13 protein-coding genes are annotated in these 17,903 nt (G+C 71.5%); all 13 read left to right on the top strand.

Annotated elements, in window-relative coordinates:
• Positions 1-244 precede the first annotated feature (244 nt).
• Positions 245-2,077: an asparagine synthase (glutamine-hydrolyzing) gene (gene asnB, locus ACX6XY_RS12410; protein ID WP_460329331.1), complete on the top strand. Its 1,833-nt coding sequence runs from the start codon at positions 245-247 to the stop codon at positions 2,075-2,077.
• 61 nt (positions 2,078-2,138) lie between these two features.
• Positions 2,139-3,434: a cytochrome P450 family protein gene (locus tag ACX6XY_RS12415; RefSeq protein WP_460329333.1), complete on the top strand. Its 1,296-nt coding sequence runs from the start codon at positions 2,139-2,141 to the stop codon at positions 3,432-3,434.
• A 175-nt stretch (positions 3,435-3,609) separates the two neighbouring features.
• Positions 3,610-4,590, top strand: coding sequence for an L-tyrosine/L-tryptophan isonitrile synthase family protein (locus ACX6XY_RS12420; RefSeq protein WP_460329335.1), 981 nt, complete (start codon positions 3,610-3,612; stop codon positions 4,588-4,590).
• Between the two features lie 127 nt (positions 4,591-4,717).
• On the top strand, positions 4,718-6,445 hold the full coding sequence (locus tag ACX6XY_RS12425) for a CoA transferase (protein ID WP_460329337.1): 1,728 nt from the start codon (positions 4,718-4,720) through the stop codon (positions 6,443-6,445).
• A 61-nt stretch (positions 6,446-6,506) separates the two neighbouring features.
• Complete coding sequence (locus ACX6XY_RS12430) at positions 6,507-7,103, top strand: RNA polymerase sigma factor (RefSeq protein ID WP_460329339.1); 597 nt, start codon at positions 6,507-6,509, stop codon at positions 7,101-7,103.
• Positions 7,100-8,260, top strand: a complete 1,161-nt coding sequence (locus ACX6XY_RS12435; RefSeq protein WP_460329340.1) for a zf-HC2 domain-containing protein — start codon at positions 7,100-7,102, stop codon at positions 8,258-8,260. The genes ACX6XY_RS12430 and ACX6XY_RS12435 overlap by 4 nt, the downstream gene beginning before the upstream one ends.
• A gap of 149 nt (positions 8,261-8,409) precedes the next feature.
• The gene (locus ACX6XY_RS12440; protein ID WP_460329342.1) at positions 8,410-9,396 is read left to right on the top strand and encodes an alpha/beta hydrolase; all 987 of its coding nucleotides are present in this window, start codon (positions 8,410-8,412) and stop codon (positions 9,394-9,396) included.
• A gap of 57 nt (positions 9,397-9,453) precedes the next feature.
• Positions 9,454-9,633, top strand: coding sequence for a hypothetical protein (locus ACX6XY_RS12445; protein WP_460329344.1), 180 nt, complete (start codon positions 9,454-9,456; stop codon positions 9,631-9,633).
• Between the two features lie 780 nt (positions 9,634-10,413).
• Complete coding sequence (locus tag ACX6XY_RS12450; protein WP_460329346.1) at positions 10,414-11,187, top strand: FHA domain-containing protein; 774 nt, start codon at positions 10,414-10,416, stop codon at positions 11,185-11,187.
• A gap of 3 nt (positions 11,188-11,190) precedes the next feature.
• Positions 11,191-12,822, top strand: coding sequence for a serine/threonine-protein kinase (locus ACX6XY_RS12455; RefSeq protein ID WP_460329348.1), 1,632 nt, complete (start codon positions 11,191-11,193; stop codon positions 12,820-12,822).
• A gap of 502 nt (positions 12,823-13,324) precedes the next feature.
• A complete protein-coding gene (locus tag ACX6XY_RS12460) occupies positions 13,325-14,686 on the top strand; it encodes a peptidoglycan DD-metalloendopeptidase family protein (protein ID WP_460329350.1) in 1,362 nt (453 codons plus the stop codon).
• A gap of 81 nt (positions 14,687-14,767) precedes the next feature.
• Positions 14,768-16,501 carry a family 43 glycosylhydrolase gene (locus tag ACX6XY_RS12465; RefSeq protein ID WP_460329352.1) on the top strand — a complete coding sequence of 578 codons (1,734 nt, stop codon included), beginning with the start codon at positions 14,768-14,770 and terminating at the stop codon, positions 16,499-16,501.
• 50 nt (positions 16,502-16,551) lie between these two features.
• Positions 16,552-17,886 (top strand): M23 family metallopeptidase, encoded by a 1,335-nt coding sequence (locus ACX6XY_RS12470; protein WP_460329354.1) that lies wholly within the window; start codon positions 16,552-16,554, stop codon positions 17,884-17,886.
• Positions 17,887-17,903 lie beyond the last annotated feature (17 nt).

Raw genomic sequence — 17,903 nt, forward strand, 5'->3', positions numbered from 1 at the left:
CCCCGGCAACTCCACCCCGGCGACTCCCTCGCCCCGGCACCCCGTCCCGGCGACTCCACCCGCCCCGCGAACCACCCCCGACACGACTGACACGACAACGCCCGCGCGCCAGCCACCCAGGCGCGACGCGGCGCCCATACCCCACCCCACTCACCCACCCCACCCCCACAACGCGGCGCGCTCCCCGCTCCACCTCTGACGGGGCGGGCCCGCGGCCCCTCAACGACCCCAAGGAGCCACACCCATGTGCGGAATCACCGGCTGGGCGTCCTTCCACCACGACGCCCGCGACCAGGCCCCGGTCATCGAGGCCATGACCGGGACGCTGACCCGGCGCGGCCCCGACGCGGGCGGCGTCTGGCTAGGCGAGCACGCCGCCCTCGGCCACCGCCGACTGGCCGTCATCGACATCGAAGGCGGCGTCCAGCCCATGACCGACCGGCCGGACGAGCCGACCACGGTCCTCAGCTACAGCGGCGAGGTCTACAACCACCACGAACTCAGGGCCGAACTGCGTGCCCGCGGCCACCGCTTCCGCACCCGCAGCGACACCGAGGTGGTGCTGCGCGCGTACGCCGAGTGGGGCGAGGCGATGGCCGAGCGCCTGGACGGGATGTTCGGCTTCGCCATCTGGGACGAGCGGGCGCGGAAACTGCTGCTGGTGCGCGACCGGCTCGGCGTCAAGCCGCTGTTCTGGTCCGCCGTCGACGGGGGAGTGGCGTTCGCCTCCGAGCCCAAGGCCCTGTTCGCCCACCCGGAGCTGCGGCCTCGGGTGGACGCCGACGGCCTGCGCGAGGCGTACAGCCTGCTGTTCAACACCGGCCCCACGGTGTGGTCCGGCGTCCGGGAGGTCGAGCCGGGCGGCCTGCTCGTACTGGACCGGGACGGCGTCCGGGAGCGCCGCTACTGGCAGCTGGAGTCCGGAGCCCACCCCGACGACCACGACGCGGACACGGCCGTCGAGCGGGTCCGCGACCTGGTCGGCACCGCCGCCCGCGCCCAGCTGGAAGCCGACGTCCCGCTGTGCTCCCTGCTCTCCGGCGGCATCGACTCCACCGTGCTCACCGCCCTGCTCGCCGACGAACTGCGGCTGCGCGAGGGCCCGGACGCCCGTATCCGCTCATACGCCGTCGACTACAGCGACCAGGCCGAGCAGTTCACCGGCGACGTCCTGCGCACCGGCCACGACACCCCGTACGCGACCGAGGCGGGCGCCTTCATCGGCACCGACCACTCCACGGTCGTCCTCGACCCGCGGTCCCTGCTCGACCCCGAGCACCGGCGGGCCGTCGTGGTCGCCCGAGACTCGCCGATCGGCGTCGGCGACATGGACACCTCGCTCTACCTGCTGTTCGGCGAGATCCGTCGGCACTCCACGGTCGCGCTGTCCGGCGAGGCCGCCGACGAGGTGTTCGGCGGCTACCCCTGGTTCCACAACCCCAAGGCGCTCGCCGCCGACACCTTCCCCTGGCTGCTGGTCACCGGGGACGAGGCTGCGATGCCGATGAACCCCGAACTCGACCTGTGCATCGGCGAGTTCCGGGCGGACACCTACCGCGACGCGATGGCCGCCGTACCGCACGCCGCGGGCGAGTCGGCGGCCGAACACCGGCAGCGCGAGATGCAGCACATGTCGCTGACCCGCTGGCTGCGCCAACTGCTGCACCGCAAGGACCGGCTGAGCATGGCCCAGGGTCTTGAGGTGCGCGTCCCGTACTGCGACCACCGGCTCGTCGAGTACGCCTTCGCCACGCCCTGGGCGCTGAAGAGCTTCGACGGCCGGGAGAAGAGCCTGCTGCGCGGGGCGGGCGCGGGCCTCGCCCCCGACTCCGTACTGCACCGGCCGAAGAACCACTACCCGGCCACCCACCACCCCGAGTACAACCGCGGCCTCCAGGCCATGGCCCGCGACGCGCTGGCGAACGACCAGGTCCGCGCCGTGGCCGACGAGACCCAGATCAAGCCGTGTCTGGACACGCCGCCGGACCGGCTGGAGTGGGGCCACCGCCTGCGGCTCGAACGCGTCATCGACCTGGCCCTCTGGCTGGACCACTATCAGCCCGAACTCGCCCTGTAAGACCCGTAAGACCCGTAAGACCCGTAAGACCCGTAAGACCCGTAAGAGGAGTACATACGCCATGACCATCCAGGAACCGGTACCGACCGCACAACCGGACCCCGCCACCGCCAAGGACGCCGACCCCCAGGCCCCCCTCCCCGACCCGGTCCCGCTGAAGGGCTGCCCGTACAAGAGCGACCCGTACCCGCTGTACGAGCGGATGCGCGAGGCCGCCCCGGTGCACCGCGTCGAGTTCCCGAGCGGGGTGCGCGCCTGGCTCGTCACCGGCTACGAGGCCGCCCAGTCCGCCCTGACCGACGACCGCCTCGGCAAGAACCACGACCGGGGCAACGACGCCTGGCGGGCCCGCGCCTCGATCATGCCCGAGCCGCAGCACTCCCAACTCCAGGTCCACCTGCTCCACCAGGACCCGCCCAAGCACACGCACATGCGGCGCTTCGTCGCCGACGCCTTCACCCCCCGCCGCATGGAACGGCTCCGCCCCCGCTTCCAGGAGCTCGCCGACACGCTCGTCGACGCCCTGCCCGAGACCGGTCCCGCCGACCTGGTCGCCGGGTTCGCGGCCCACTTCCCGTTCCAGGTGCTCGCCGCGGCCATCGGCCTCCCGGCCGAGCTGGCGGCCCGCTTCGACCGCGACTGGGGCAAGGTCGTCCAGCCCGTCGGCCCCACCGACCCCGGACGCGCACGGTACGAAGGCCGCCTGCACGGCCTGCAGAGCTATATCGCCGAAGTGGTCGCGCACAAGCGCGAGCACCAGGACGACGACCTGCTCAGCCGCCTCGTCGCGGCCCGCGACGCCGGTGAACTCTCGCCGGAGGAGCTGGACTCGATGATCTTCCAGCTCCTGGTCGCGGGCCAGGAACCGGTGACCAACCAGATCACCACGGCCCTGATCGCCCTGTTCCGCCACCCGGCCGACCTGGCCCGCCTCCGCGACGACGCCGACCTCCTGCCGCGCGCGATCGAGGAACTCCTCCGCTATGACAGCGCCTTCGAGCTCACCACCTGGCGCTTCTTCGACCAGGACAGCGACCTGTACGGCGCCGACGTCCCCGCGGGCGACTCGGTGATCGTCTCGCTGTGCGCCGCCAACCGCGACCCGCGCCGCTTCCCCGACCCCGACGCCCTCGACCTCGACCGCTCGCCCAACCCGCACCTCGCCTTCGGTCACGGCATCCACTTCTGCCCCGGCGCGGCGCTCGCCCGGATCGAACTCCAGATCGCCATCGGCACACTCCTCAGACGGCTGCCGGGCCTGCGCCTCGCCGCCGCCGATGAGGACATCGAGTGGATCCCGGCCGTACTCGGCCGCGGCACCAACCACCTGCCCGTCACCTACGACCACCGCCGATAACACCACGCCGGGCCTGACAGCGCGGTCAGGCCCCACCCGATAACCGAAACCGAGCCCGACGACACCGGTGCCTGGCGAACCCGCCAAGGCGCTATCTCACGACGCCCAAAACCTCCTGACAAAACATCACAGACCTTACAAACCGCACAAATCAACGACAGAGGAATCAGCACTCATGTCACTGCCCCACACCAACGCCACCACCAACGCCACCACCCCTGCCCACACCCCGGACGACGCCCTCTGCACCAAGACCGGCGTCGCCGTCCTGGAACTCCTCCTGCCCCACATCCGCACGACCGACGACCTGTCCACGCCCCCGTCCCCCGAGGCCTTCGACCATCAGCTCCGGCAGATAGCCGACTACATACGCACCGGCGAACCCATCGTGTTCACCATGCCCGGCTTCCCCTGCAAGTCCCCCAACCCCGCCAAGGTCCTCGACCACCTCCCCGACCAGGGCGAACGCCTCTCCCTGACCTTCCTGAACACGCTGTGCGAGGACATCGCGCGGATCCACGCGCCGGGCGCTCAGATCGTCATCTGCTCCGACGGCCATGTGTTCGGCGACCTGATCCGCGTCCCCGACGCCCACATCGACGCCTACGCCGACGAACTCCGCGCCCTCATCAAGGAGCTGGACCTGCGCCACCTGTCGGTCTTCGATCTGCGCGACGTACTCGGCGACCTGTCGCACGACGCCAAGCGCGCCCACGTCCACGACCGCTACGCCCCCACCGTGGACGAACTGCGCGCCGAGGTGCGCGCCGACGACAACACCCTCGCCCTCTATCGCGGCATCACGCGCTTCCTGTTCGAGGACACCGCCGACTTCACCGGCACCCGCTCCGCGCTCCAGCGCGAGTGCCGCAAGCGCGCGTACGGCGTCATCCAGCGCAGCCGCGCCTGGGGCGACCTGATCGCCGAGCACCACCCGCGTTCCGTACGCCTGTCCATCCACCCCCAGCCGGTCGGCGCCCCCAAGTTCGGCATCAGCCTGCTCAACGCCCCCGACGCCTGGACCACCCCCTGGCACTCGGTGGCCGTGCACGAACCCGACGGCAGCTGGACCCTGATGCCCCGCGCCAAGGCCGAGGAAGCGGGCCGCCCGGTCCACGACGAGAACGGCCGCGCCACCCACTTCGCGCGCGCCTGACACATCCCGCCCGGCCGTCCCCACGGTCCTTCCGTCCTTCTTTTCAGACAGTTGCGTAACAGCCCATGTGCCACGTGCATCTGACTGGGTGATGTGTCTGACTTCGCGGAAACCGGAAGGGCTGGTCGTGCTGGTGGACAGGGGCTGGTGGAGTCGTCATCTGGCGCAACTCGGGCTGGACGCACGGCCCGTCGACGCGGCGGGCGGGCAATGGGAGGTGACCTACGGCCCCGCCGCGCACCGGCCGCTCACGCTGCGGCTGGCGTCGGCCCGGCGGTCCGGCCTGGCGGAGGAGTCCGCGCTCCAGGCCGGGGCCGGGCTGATGGTCCTGTTCGGACTGCGCGAACAGGACGGTCCGCGGCGGCTGGGGGTCGGCTTCGCCTCGGCGGTGAGCGCGGTGGCGGCCGGACAGGGAGTCCTGGCCGCCCTGCTGGGCCAGGCCAGGGGAACCCCCCAGCCGACGTCGGTGAGCGTCAATCCGGGTACCGCGGTCCTGTTCAGCCAGAGCCATCACCTGGAGTTGGCCGCAGCGGGACCGGACACCGCCGCCTTCGGCACCGGGCAGCCTCCCCCTTTCCGCACGTCGGACGGCCGTCTGGTGGAGGTCGAGACGTTCCGTCCGGAGCGGTGGGCGGCGTTCTGGCGGCTGTTGGGCGCGGATCCCCGCGAAGCGGGCCAGGCCTGGCGCTCGCACGAGGCCCGGCAGTGGACCGCCTGCTGCCGGGTGCCGCTGGGCCTGCACACGGCGGCGTTCCGCCCGCTGGCGGACCTTCGGGCCGCGGCCGACAGCACGGGGGTCTGTGTCGTACCGCTGGACGGCACGGCGGGAGACCGTCTCACCGAGCCCTGGTCGCTGTCACCGGCGCCGACGCCGTCATCGCAGCGGCCCGCGGTGGCGTGGGAGGGGAGCGGGCAGCCCCCTCCGTCCGACCTTCCGCTGTCGGGTCTCACCGTGCTGGAGGCCACCCACTACCTGCAAGGCCCCTACACGGGACGCGTCCTGGCCATGCTGGGAGCGCGGGTGATCAGGCTCGAACCCCCGCAAGGGGACCCCGCACGGGGCGTCGAGCCGGTCACGGACGGCTGCTCGGTCGCCTTCCGCGCCCTGCACCGGGGCAAGGAACCCCTGCTGGCCGACCTGACCCGCTCCCAAGGCCGCCGCCTGGCGCACGAGGCGACGGCACGGGCCGACGTGTTCCTGACCAACTGGTCACCTGGTCTGCTCGAACGCACCCAGCTCGGTCCGGCGGTCCTGCGGAGGATCAACCCGGCCCTCACCTACGCGCGGGCCGGCGGAGGCCCCGCCGACGACGACGCCTGGCCGCACACCGCCACCGACTGGTCCATCCAGGCGGCCTCCGGCCTGGCCCGCGCGGTGCGGCCCGACGGCGAATCACCGGCGGTCAGCCAGCTCACCCTGCTCGATCCGCTGGGCGGGCTGCTGTGCGCCCAGGGCGTCCTGGCCGCCCTGCTCCACCAGCAGCACACCGGCCAGGTCAGCCGCGTCGACACCTCTCTGCTGCACGCGGCCCGCTTCCTGCGCGCCTTCCCCCGCTCCCGGCCCGGCCCGGCCCTCCACCCGCTGCCCACCGCGGACGGCCACCTCGCCGTCGAAGACACCCCCGCCCTGCGCCGCACCCTCGGCCTGACCGACACCGCCGACCGCGTGGACTTCACCCGCGCCCTGGCCCCACGGACCGCCCGGGACTGGGAACGGGAACTCACCCGGACTGGAATCACCGCCACACGGGTACGCGGCCTCAGCGAGATTCTCGCCGCCCCCGCCGACACCGGGTGGCTCCGGTACGCGCACAACGGCCCCCACGCCGCGCGGCCCTGGAACATCAGCGCGTAACAGCACGCCCCCGGCGTGCATCTCCTAGGCAGGACGCGACTGATGTGACGAGAGAGGACGGATGGACACCGAGACCGTACACGGGTTCCGCCGCGGTGACCCGGCGGCCGTACGACAGGTACTGCGGAGCCACGGCTCCTCGCTGTACCGCATCGCCCGGCGCCTCACCGGCCACGAGCAGGACGCCGAGGACGTCCTCCAGGAGTGCCTGACCATCGCGTACACCCGGATCCACGAACTCCGGGACCCGGAGGCGTTCGGCCCCTGGCTTCGCCGCATCACCGTCAACGCGTCGCTGATGCGCCTGCGCTCCCGGCGACGCGAGCCGGAGTCGCTGGCCGATCTGCCCGAGCCCCTGCCAGGCGACCGGCAGGGGCTGATATCCGCCCACTGGACGCCCCAGCCCGAGGAGCGGCTGATCAGCGCGGAGTCGCGACAGGCCATCTCCGACGCCGTACAGCGGCTGCCGGACGGCGCTCGGGTGGTCTATGTGCTGGCCGAGATCGAAGAGTTGAGCCACGCGGAGACCGCGTCCCTGCTGGGCATCTCCGAAGGAGCGGTACGGGCCCGGCTGCACCGGGCCCGGCTGTATCTGCGGGAGGCCCTGACCGGCTACTTCGCCGAGCGGCACCCCACGCATAAGGAAGGACGACGATGAGCGCCCCCACCCTGCCCGTTACCGAACGCACGGCCTGGCCCGGACCGGTCCGCCGCTGGGACACCCTGGTCACCGCGCTGCGGGTCACGCTCGGCACGGTCTTCCTGATCGCCGGACTGAAGACGGTCTTCCCCCCTCTGGTGGAACTGGCCGACCACACCGCCCTGGCAGACAAGTTCACCCAGCCCGTCACCGGGTTCATCGCCCCCTGGCTGGCTGAGCGGATCACCTCGCTCGGCATCCCGCTGGACACCTTCATGCTGGTCAAGGGGATCGCCGACACCTTGATGGGCCTCGCCCTCATCGTCGGTCTCGGCACCCGGATGAACGCCGCCGTGATCGGCCTGCTGCTGTGCGGATTCACCTTCGCCGCTCCCGAGGCGGGCGGCGTCCGGCTGGCCCGCGACCTCGCGCTGGCGGTGCTGGTGCTGGCGCTGGTGTACACCGGCCCTGGCCGCTGGAGCCTGGACCGGCGCATCGCCGCTTCACGCCTGTGCCTCGCCGAGGGCGGAAGCCCGCCGCGCCGCGCCCTGCGCGCCCTCTTCCGCTCCGAGGCGCTGCCCGCCGCCCACCGGGACCGTGCCCTGCTGCTGCTCCGTATCGGCCTGGCGATCCCGCTGCTGACCTCGGCCGTCTTCGCGGGCGGCCCGGAGGGCATCTTCGACAACCCGCAGAACACCCTGCTCCCCCAGCCGGTGCTGCTGCTCCTGGGCGGCGCACTGCTCCTCGGCCTCGCGCCCCGGTATGCGATGGCGGCCGTGGCGGTGCTCATGGCCTGGCTCGTGGTGAAGGGGCTCGTCGAGCACTGGTTCTACCCCGGTCTTGACGGCATCAAGCGGGAGATCCCGATGCTGGCCGCCGCCGCGGTCTACGCCCTGGCCGGTCCGGACCACCGGAGCCTGCCACGCCCGAAGCGGGTGCGCTGCCGGGAGGTGAACGCGCTGCTGTCGGCGTACGCGGACGGCTCCCTGAGCCCAGGGGAGCGGGCTGCCATGGAACGGCACTTCTCGGACTGTCCCGAGTGCTGGCGCTATCTGGCCAGCTACCAGGAGACCACGGCGCTCGGCCGCCGACTGCGCGACGACACCATCCCGGAAGATGTCCAGACCCGCCTCCTGGCGTTCGTGGCCGAGATTGCGACAGACCGCCGTCCCTAGGGCACAGGCCCTAGCCGACACGCGTCGCGTCTGTCAGTCCGTAAGGTTCCGGATACTCCCGCCGGGCGGGCGTCGCTAGGTTCCGAACGGGTCGTGCCGCCGGGAGGGCGACGTGGCCCGCCAGCCACGCTCGCTCACAGGAGGTCACCGTGACCGCGCAGAACCCCACCCGCAGGAGCATCCTCAGGTCCGCAGGCGGACTCACCGCCGCCGCGGCCCTGGGCGCCGGAGGCGTCCTCGCGGCGGCGCCGACGGCCGCGGCGGTCGGCAACGGCCGCGGCCTGACCATCACGCAACGCGGCGAGCAGGACCACCGGATGTGGTACTACCGGTTCCGGACCGACGCGATCGGCTGGGACCCCGCGGTCAACGTGCTGCTGCCCGACGGCTACCACACCAGCGGACGCCGCTACCCCGTCCTCTACCTGCTGCACGGCGGCGACCAGGACTTCATCAGCTTCGACGCGTACTACTGGATCCGGGAGCTGACCGCCTGGAAGAACCTCATCGTCGTGATGCCCGACGGCGGACGCGCGGGCTGGTACTCCAACCCGGTCAGCTCCGCCGTCGGCCCCCGCAACTGGGAACACTTCCACATGGCGCAGCTGCTGCCGTGGATCGACGACAACTTCCGTACCTACGCCGAGTACGACGGCCGCGCCGTCTCCGGGTTCTCCATGGGCGGCTTCGGCGCGCTGAAGTACGCGGCCAAGTACTACGGCCACTTCGCCTCGGTCAGTTCCCACTCCGGCCCGGCCCACCTGCGCGGGCCCAACGGCGGCCGGGTGACGGACTGGGCCAACGCGTCCTCCGCTGCCGTGGAGCTGGGCGGCGGCATGGTCTACGGAATCCCCTGGGACGAGGCCAGGGTCAGCGCCGACAACCCGGTCGAGCGCATCGAGAGCTACCGGCACAAGCGGGTCTTCCTGGTCGCGGGCACCAGCCCCAATCCGATCAACTGGTGGGACGTGGCCAACGAGGAGATGGTGCTCCGCACCCAGCGGGAGTTCCGGTACCACCTCAACCGCGTGGGCATCCCGCACGAGCCGCACGAAGTGGAAGGCGGCCACATCGTCCGCAAGGAGATGCTGAGGAACGACATCGACGGCGTCATCGCGCGCCTGCGCAAGGCGTGACGGGGGGACGGCACGTGTTGCTCGGTCTCTCCCGACGGACCGGATCGCCGTCGAGACGTGCCGTCGGCGCGCGGCCTGCGCCGCGTCCAGCTCGACCCGGACGCCGACACCTGGTCGGACTGCGCGGAGTTCGGCGGACCGGCCGGGGCCGCCCCGCCGTCGCCCGTGACGCCGACGGCGGGGCGTGAGATCTTCGCGCTGAGCCCCGGCGACGGCAGCGCTCGCCCGGTGCGCTGACCTGGGATCCGCGGGAGGTCGGATTCGACGGTCCGGTCGGCACCCCGCCCACCGTCGCGGTGAACGCGGACGGCTGCCTGAGGGTGTTCGCCCTCGAACCCTGCGGCGCGGAGATCTGCCACCGGTGGCAGCGTGCACCGGGCGGCGACTGGGCTGCGTGGAACCGGTCCGGCACCGCGGCCAGTACGCCGCCGCGGGTGGCGCGCGGCGGCGTCGGCTCACCGCCGCCGCGATCGCCCCGTCCGGCGTGGCGTCCTTCCACCGCCGCCAGGCGCGGCCGAGCGGCGGAGGGGACGACTGGCGGCCGCGGCACCGCTGCTCGTGCCCAGCGTGGACGGGAGGCGGGAGGCGTTCGCGCTGCCCCCTGGCGGCGATCGGCTCGGTCACCGTCGGCAGACCGCGCTCGGCGGCGACCGGGCCCCAGGCGTGGAGTTCGGCGAACCCGGTGTCGTGCGCCGTCCGCGTCCACCGCGGCCGACGCGACCGGGCATGCCTGAGCGGTCGCCGCCGAAGTCCGGGTGCGCACCCGCGTGCGGGTACGCTCGAGCGGCGGCCGGGGTCCTGGGCCCCGTTCGGTGACCGGCTCGTGGCTCGGTCAGGCTCGTGACTCGCCCCCCTTTGAGGTAGAGGCTCCCGCTCTGTGCCGAGCCGCCGTGTGGCGTGATCCGTGCGGCGTCCGCGAAACGTGAGTTATGCCACCGAGTGAACCCCCGCGTGCTGACGGTAACGTGCGCTCTGTCGGTCGCAGTGATGGGCGCGAGCAGCGGGGGGAGCGGGACGTTGAGCGGGATTGTCGTGTACCTGGCGGAAGGGGACGGTGGGGCCCCGGCGACCCTCAGGCTCGGTCCGGGGCAACGCGCACGGTTCGGCCGCGGCTCGGCCGCCACGCCGGTCGAACTCTGCCTCGCCGACGCGACCGTGTCCCGCCTCGCCGGAGAGATCCACGCGACCGACGACCACTGGCAGCTGAGCAACCTCAGCGCCACACACAGCTACCTGGTGCAGAACCCGGAAGGCGCGGGCGAGTATCTGCGCGTCCCGCCGCGCCGGGCCGGAGCGCCCATCCCGTTCGAGTTCTCTCGGGTGGTGCTGCCCTCGCGCCGCGACACCCCGGTCTTCTTCCAGGTGTTCGCGCCCGACCATGTGTACGTCGACCCGCGCGCCACGGCCGGGCCCGGCGGCGAGAGCCGCACCCTGACGGCGTACTCCCTGGACGAGACCGCCACCTACTTCCTGGTGCTCGTCGCGCTCTGCGAGCCGTGGCTGCGGGACAGCTGGCCGGTCGCCGTGCCGACCACGCCCCAGGTCGTCGAGCGGCTCCGGGACCATCCCGCGTGCGGCAGGCTGACGGCACGCGCGGTCAGTTCGCACATCGACTACCTCGCCGACGAGAAGCTGCGCGTGCAGACGCCCGCTCCCGACGGGACCGGGCGGGCGGACCGCAGGAACGGCAAGCGCGAGGCCGTGGTCGGGGTCGCGCTGAAGTTCGGCATCGTCGGGGAGGAGCATCTCGCGCTGCTGCCGCGGCGAGCCCAATCCGCCACGAGCCGGTAGACCGTGGTGCCCCTGTACGACCGGGCCGCCTCCAGGGACAGCGGCCGCCTGGAACTCCTGCCCCGCGGGCACCGCGTGGGCGACTGGATCGTCGACGAGCCGATCGGCGCCGGAGGCTGGGCCACCGTCTACGCGGCACGACCCGCGGACCCGGAGGGTGCGGCGGACCCTGAGGGCGCGGCGGACCTGGTGGGCCCGGCGGGCTCGGCGGACATGGCAGATCCGGCGAACACGGCGGGCTTGGCGAACACGGCAGGCTCGGTAGTCGCGGCAGGTGCGGCACCGGTACGTTCGGCGGCCCCGGCAGATGCGGCGGGCTCGGCGGACCCTGCGGACCCTGCGGGCGCGGCAGGCCCGGCGGATCCGGCGGACCGCTTCGAGGTTGCTCTCAAGGTCATGCCGACCGCGGGCCTGGCCCCCCGACAGGCCCGTGACGTGGCCGAAGCCGCCCGTCGCGAGGTCGAGGTCGGCCGCGACACGCCCCACCCGAGGCTCGTCAGGTTTCTCGACACCCTCGTCCTGAGCGCACCGGAGCGGCCAGCCCTCGACGGCGCGATCGTCCTCGTCATGGAACGGGCCGCAGGCAGCCTGCGCGACCTGCTCGCGGCGGGGATCACCGAGAGCCAGGGCGGCCGGATCGTCGCCGGGATCTGCGAGGGCCTCGCCCATCTGCACCGTACCGGCTGGGTGCACACCGACCTCAAGCCCGAGAACATCCTCGTCGACCAGGACGGCGAGGTACGGCTCTCGGACTTCGGCTTCGCCATCGAACTCACCGGCACCCACGGCTACGCGGCCCCCATGGGCACCCCGGACTACCTGCCGCCCGAGCGCTGGCGGCAGCCGCTCGGGGAGCAGGGCGTACAAGTCAGGGCCACGGCCGACATCTGGGCGCTCGGGATCGTGATCCACGAGGTGTTCGCCGCCGGGGTCTCGCCGTTCCCCGGCGCGACGCCCACCGCGCGGGGCGCCGCCGTACAGGAGTACGCCGAGGGCAGGGCGCCCCTGCGGATGGACCACGCCGTGCCGGAGTTCTGGCGCGAACTGGCCGCCGACTGCCTCGCCCCCACCCACGCCGCGCGCGCCGCGCACACGGCCGAGAGCCTGCTCGAACGGATCGAGGCCGCCGGGCCGCGACCCGCCCGCCGCCCGTCCCGTCCCCGGCCCTGGCTCCGTTCTCGGCTCCGTTCCCGTTCCCGTCCCCGGCTCCGTACCGCGCTCCTCGGCGTCCTGCTCACCCTCACCGCGGGCTCGACGACGGCCGCCGCGCTGGGGTGGCCCTGGGGCCAGGACGCCTCCGACCAAGGCCCCGCCCGCGTCCGGGTGTTCAACGCCGAGCGAGGCTGTCAGGAGCGCGCGGACCGCGACCCCCACTGCAGCCTGGGCCTCGCGATAGACCCGCGCCAGCCCTACACGGCCGAGAACGTCGTGGCCACTCGGGTGTGGCACGACGACGTCCTTGACGCGGACTGCCGACTGCGCGACGGCCAGCCCATCATCGACGAGGAGGATCTGAGCTCCAGCGTCTGGTTCCGCGTCCGCCTGCCCCGTACGGACCCGGCGTCCACGGCCTGGCTGCCCGCCGTCCGCACGCGGGACCGTCCGGCCCTCCCCTCTTGCGCCATGCCGTCGTAACGGCTCCGCCCGCGAGGGAGTCGACGCGCGATCGCGGATGCCCGACCCGGTCGCGGGTATCACTCCGGATCGTTCCGGACGCCGAGCCCGATGCTTCCCCGCTACCTTGCGACACCGTCCGCAAGGCCCACCCGTCTGGAGTCCGGGGAGCAGTGATGCCCACGCACGTCACCACCGACCGCCCCGCCGTGACCGTGCTCACCCGCCAGGAGAGCAAGCGTGCTCGTCATCGCCGCGGCCAGGACCGTCACCGGCAGGACCGATGAAATCTCGATGACTGACGACGAGCCCGCCACGGGGACGCCTCCGCGTGCCGGGAGGTCTTATCCCGAGCCGTCGACCCCTGTCACTCCGTAGAGTTCCGGATTCACCGACCCTGTGCCCGTCCGTACCTTCCTCCCCGTAGCGAGCGGATCCGCGGCATCGCGAACGGGATTCCGGGCTCTGGCCACCGCGAAGCCGCCCGCCACCTCTTCACGATGTGAGTGACCAGGAGGTCATGGTGAGCGAGCACCGTCCCACACGCAGAAACATCCTCAAGTCCGCCGGCGGGCTCTCGGCTGCGATGGCCCTGGGCGTCAGCGGTGTCTCACCGGCGCGGGCAGCGGGTATGGAGGACACCCGGCCGGACTTCCTGCTGCCCTTCCCGTGCGGCGTCAAGGTCGAGCTGAAGACCTACCCCACCCACAATCCGGTCGACAAGAAGATCGACATGTACCGGTACGCGATGCCGGAGGGAAGTCGCATCCTCGCCTCGGCGAGCGGCCTGGTGCACGAGAACTTCTCACCGGGCGGGCTGGAGATCAGACACGGCCAGGGCTGGTTCACCGTGTACCTCCACATGACCGGCGTCGCCAAGCCCGGCACCTGGGTCAACCGCGGTGATGTGATCGGCTACATGGGGGACGTCGGTGCACCGGGCAAGCCGCACCTGCACTACGAGCAGCTCTACAACCCCGACAGCGACCAGGACGCGGACAACCAGCACATAGTCCATTCCAGGATCCAGGGGCAGTTGCTGGTCATGGACCCCGACAACCCGGTGGACATGGTCAGTACGAACTGTGGTGGTCCCGCTCCGAGTGGGAGCGGCCTGTTCGCGTTGTCGCCGGACCGGTCGGGCGTGTACCAGTACTCCGGCCAGGGCGACGTGTGGACGAAGGTCGGCGGTGCCGCGGGCGAGCTGATCACGGGTGGGGCCGGGGTGTTCGCCACCAATCCGTCCACCGGTGATCTGTACAAGTACAACGGCACGCCGGAGGACTGGAGCAAGGTCGGCGGGCCCGGCGCGCAGTTCGCCGTCACCGCTGGCCACCTGTACGGGCTGAGCCCGGACAAGGCCGCTGTCTTCCGGTGGTCCGGGTCGGGGATCTCGTGGGACAAGGTGGGCGGTGCCGCTGGCAGGCTGTACGGCGGCGGGGCCGGGCTGTACGCGACGAACCCGTCCTCCGGCGACCTGTTCCAGTTCACCGGCACGCCGGAGAGCTGGAACAAGGTCGGCGGCCCCGGTGCGCAGTTCGCCGTGACCGGCAGGTACGTATACGGGCTGAGCCCGGACAAGGCCGCTGTCTTCCGGTGGTCCGGATCCGGGACCTCATGGGACAAGGTCGGCGGTGCCGCCGGGAGACTGTACGGCGGTGGCGCCGGGCTGTACGCGACGAACCCGTCCACCGGTGATCTGTACAAGTACAACGGCACGCCGGAGGACTGGAGCAAGGTCGGCGGGCCCGGCGCGCAGTTCGCCCTGACCAGCAAGCACGTATACGGGCTGAGCTCGGACAAGACCGCTGTCTTCCGATGGACCGGATCCGGGACCTCATGGGACAAGGTCGGCGGCCCCGCACACTCCCTCGCAGGCCGGTAACCGATACCGATACCGATACCGAACCGCAGGCGGTCCGGCAGCCCGGTCCGCCTGCGGCCGTTCCCATGGAGACACCTCACCATGATCTTGCGCATGGTTCTTGCCGCCGTCCTCGTGACGGTCTCACTCGGGGTGGCGCCCGCAGCGGTCGCGACGCCCACCGAGTCCGCCGCGTCGCCCACCGAGTCCGTGGTCAGTGGAGACTTCGTTCGGATCTATGACCCGTCGGTCGGGGAATCCCGGCCCTGGTACATCAACGACCACACCATCGTCCGGGACGAGTCCACCGGGACGTGGCATCTCTTCGGCATCACCCACGCCGAGCCCGCCGACCCCGAGGCCGAGGACTCGTTCGCCCACGCCACGGCGCCCAGTCTGCGCGGACCGTGGACCAAGCAGCCCATGGCGCTGAACGTCGATCCCGCTTATGGCGAGTCCCACCTCTGGGCACCGCATGTCATCCGCTCCGGTTCCACGTACTACATGTTCTACGCCGGCGGACAAACCGAGGGAGATCCGTCGAGGAGTCAGATCAATCTGGCCACGTCGACGGATCTGCACCACTGGAAACGCCGAGCCGACGGGCCGCTGTTCCGTGACGGATACGAAGCGCGCGACCCGATGGTCACCCGAGTGGGGACGCAGTGGGTGATGTACTACACCGCCACGGAGACAGCCACCGGGGGCCGCAGTGTCGTCGCCTACCGGACGAGCCCCGACCTCGTGTCGTGGGGTCCCCGGAAGACCGCGTTCACCGCTTCGGGAGGCGGCTGGACCGAATCTCCGTACGTCATACAGCGCGACGGTCTCTGGTACCTGTTCATCGGAGGCTCCTCCGCCACGGACTATGTGGGAGCCGAGGTCTACGCGAGCGCTGACCCCTTCCGCTTCTCACCCTCCGGGCAAGTGGGCCGACTGCCCGCGCACGCCGCGGAGGTCGTTCCGGACCACGACGGAAGCCTCTGGGTCAGCAGTGCGGGCTGGGGTAACGGCGGCGTGGACCTGGCTCCACTCAGCTGGCGCGCGCGGCCGTTCGCCCCGCGTCATGTGTACGGCCTGAGCCCCGACAAGAGCGGCGTCTATCAGCGGACCAGCGGAACATCCTGGGTCAGGATCGGAGGGGCCGCGGGAGCGCTGATCGGAGGCGATGGCTCGCTGTTCGCGACGAACCCGTCCTCCGGCGATCTGTACAAGTACAACGGCACGCCGGAGGACTGGAGCAAGGTCGGCGGCCCCGGCGCGCAGTTCGTCGTCGCGGACGGCCGCCTCTACGGGTTGAGCCCGGACAAGGACGCCGTCTACGAGTGGACCGGATCGGGAACCGCCTGGACCAAGGTGGGCGGTGCCGCCGACAAACTGTACGGCGGTGGCGCCGGGTTGTACGCCACCAATCCCGCCACCGGTGACCTGTACAGGTACCTCGGCACGCCGGACAGTTGGAGCAAGGTCGGCGGGCCCGGCGCACAGTTCGCCGTCACCGAAGACCACCTCTACGGACTCAGCCCGGACAAGAGAGCCGTCTACCAGTGGACCGGATCCGGAACCGCCTGGACCAAGGTCGGCGGTGCCGCGGGCGAGCTGATCACGGGCGGGGCCGGGGTGTTCGCCACCAATCCCGCCACCGGCGATCTGTACAGGTACCGCGGCACACCGGAGAGCTGGAGCAAGGTCGGCGGGTCCGGCGCACAGTTCGCCGTCACCGAAGACCGCCTCTACGGCCTCAGCCCGGACAGGAGCGCCGTCTACCAGTGGACCGGCCTGGGGACGGCCTGGACCAAGGTCGGCGGCCCCGCCGCGAGCATCGCGACCGACTAAGCCTCCGCCGCCCCACCCGCACAGACGATATTTCGCCCTAAGGAGAGGCCTTGAGAACCGTCAGACGGTACGGCTTCCTGGCAGCGATAGCGCTGCTTCTCGCCCTCGTCTCACCCCTGCCCACCGCGACCACGGCCCAGGCCGCGGGCTCACCCCCCGCCTTCCAGCTGCCCGTTCCCTGTGGCGAGAAGTGGACGACGTCCACGCACGGCGGGCACGCGAGCCCCTACATGATCGACATGATCCCGACCAGCGGAGCCACCCTGGGCAAACCGGCACTGGCCTCGGCCACGGGACGCGTCGTAGTGTCGCAATACTCCAACAGCGCCGGGAACTTCGTCGTCATCGATCATGGTGGCGGCTGGCAGACCCGATATCTGCACCTGGACCGGCTCGACGTCTCGGTCGGCACCGACGTGGAGCGGGGGCAGCAGATCGGCACCGTCGGCAACACCGGCGCCTCCGACGGGGCGCACCTGCACTACGAGCAGAAGCTGAACGGCTCGGTCGTGCAGGCCACCATCGACGGTCATGCCGTCCCGGTCTCGGACCGCTACGGCAAGCACTTCGAGACCAGTCGCAACTGCGGTGATCCGCATTCCGGCGGGAGCGGCCTCTTCGCGTTGTCGCCGGACCGGTCGGGCGTGTACCAGTACTCCGGCCAGGGCGATGTGTGGACGAAGGTCGGGGGTGCCGCGGGCGAGCTGATCACGGGCGGGGCCGGGGTGTTCGCCACCAATCCGTCCACCGGTGATCTGTACAAGTACCACGGTACGCCGGACAGTTGGAGCAAGGTCGGCGGGCCTGGAGCGCAGTTCGTCGTCACGGGTAACCATCTCTACGGTTTGAGCCCGGACAAGAGCGCCGTCTACCAGTGGACCGGATCGGGAACCGCCTGGACCAAGGTCGGCGGAGCCGCAGGCGCCCTCTACGCCGGCGGCGCCGGACTCTTCGCCACCGACCCCGCCACCGGTGACCTGTACAGGTACAACGGTACGCCGGACAGTTGGAGCAAGGTCGGTGGGCCGGGCGCGCAGTTCGTGGTCACGGGTAGCCATCTCTACGGGCTGAGTCCGGACAAGAGCGCCGTCTTCCGGTGGTCCGGGTCGGGGACCTCGTGGGACAAGGTCGGCGGTGCCGCCGGCGTACTGTACGGCGGCGGGGCCGGTCTGTACGCGACGAACCCGTCCACCGGTGACCTGTACAGGTACAACGGTACGCCGGACAGTTGGAGCAAGGTCGGCGGACCTGGAGCGCAGTTCGCCGTCACCGCTGGCTACCTGTACGGGCTGAGCCCCGACAAAACCACCGTCCACCAGTGGACCGGATCGGGAACCGCCTGGACCAAGGTCGGCGGAGCCGCCGCGAGCATCTCAGGCCGATAACCGACACCGAACGGACG

Source organism: Streptomyces sp. O3, assembly GCF_054788135.1.

What these genes read in the sequence shown, in the direction of transcription:
- ACX6XY_RS12415 (WP_460329333.1), top strand. Translation starts at nt 2,139, where the DNA reads ATGACCATCCAGGAACCGGTACCGACCGCACAACCGGACCCCGCCACC.
- ACX6XY_RS12430 (WP_460329339.1), top strand. Translation starts at nt 6,507, where the DNA reads ATGGACACCGAGACCGTACACGGGTTCCGCCGCGGTGACCCGGCGGCC.
- asnB (WP_460329331.1), top strand. Translation starts at nt 245, where the DNA reads ATGTGCGGAATCACCGGCTGGGCGTCCTTCCACCACGACGCCCGCGAC.
- ACX6XY_RS12465 (WP_460329352.1), top strand. Translation starts at nt 14,768, where the DNA reads ATGATCTTGCGCATGGTTCTTGCCGCCGTCCTCGTGACGGTCTCACTC.
- ACX6XY_RS12420 (WP_460329335.1), top strand. Translation starts at nt 3,610, where the DNA reads ATGTCACTGCCCCACACCAACGCCACCACCAACGCCACCACCCCTGCC.
- ACX6XY_RS12435 (WP_460329340.1), top strand. Translation starts at nt 7,100, where the DNA reads ATGAGCGCCCCCACCCTGCCCGTTACCGAACGCACGGCCTGGCCCGGA.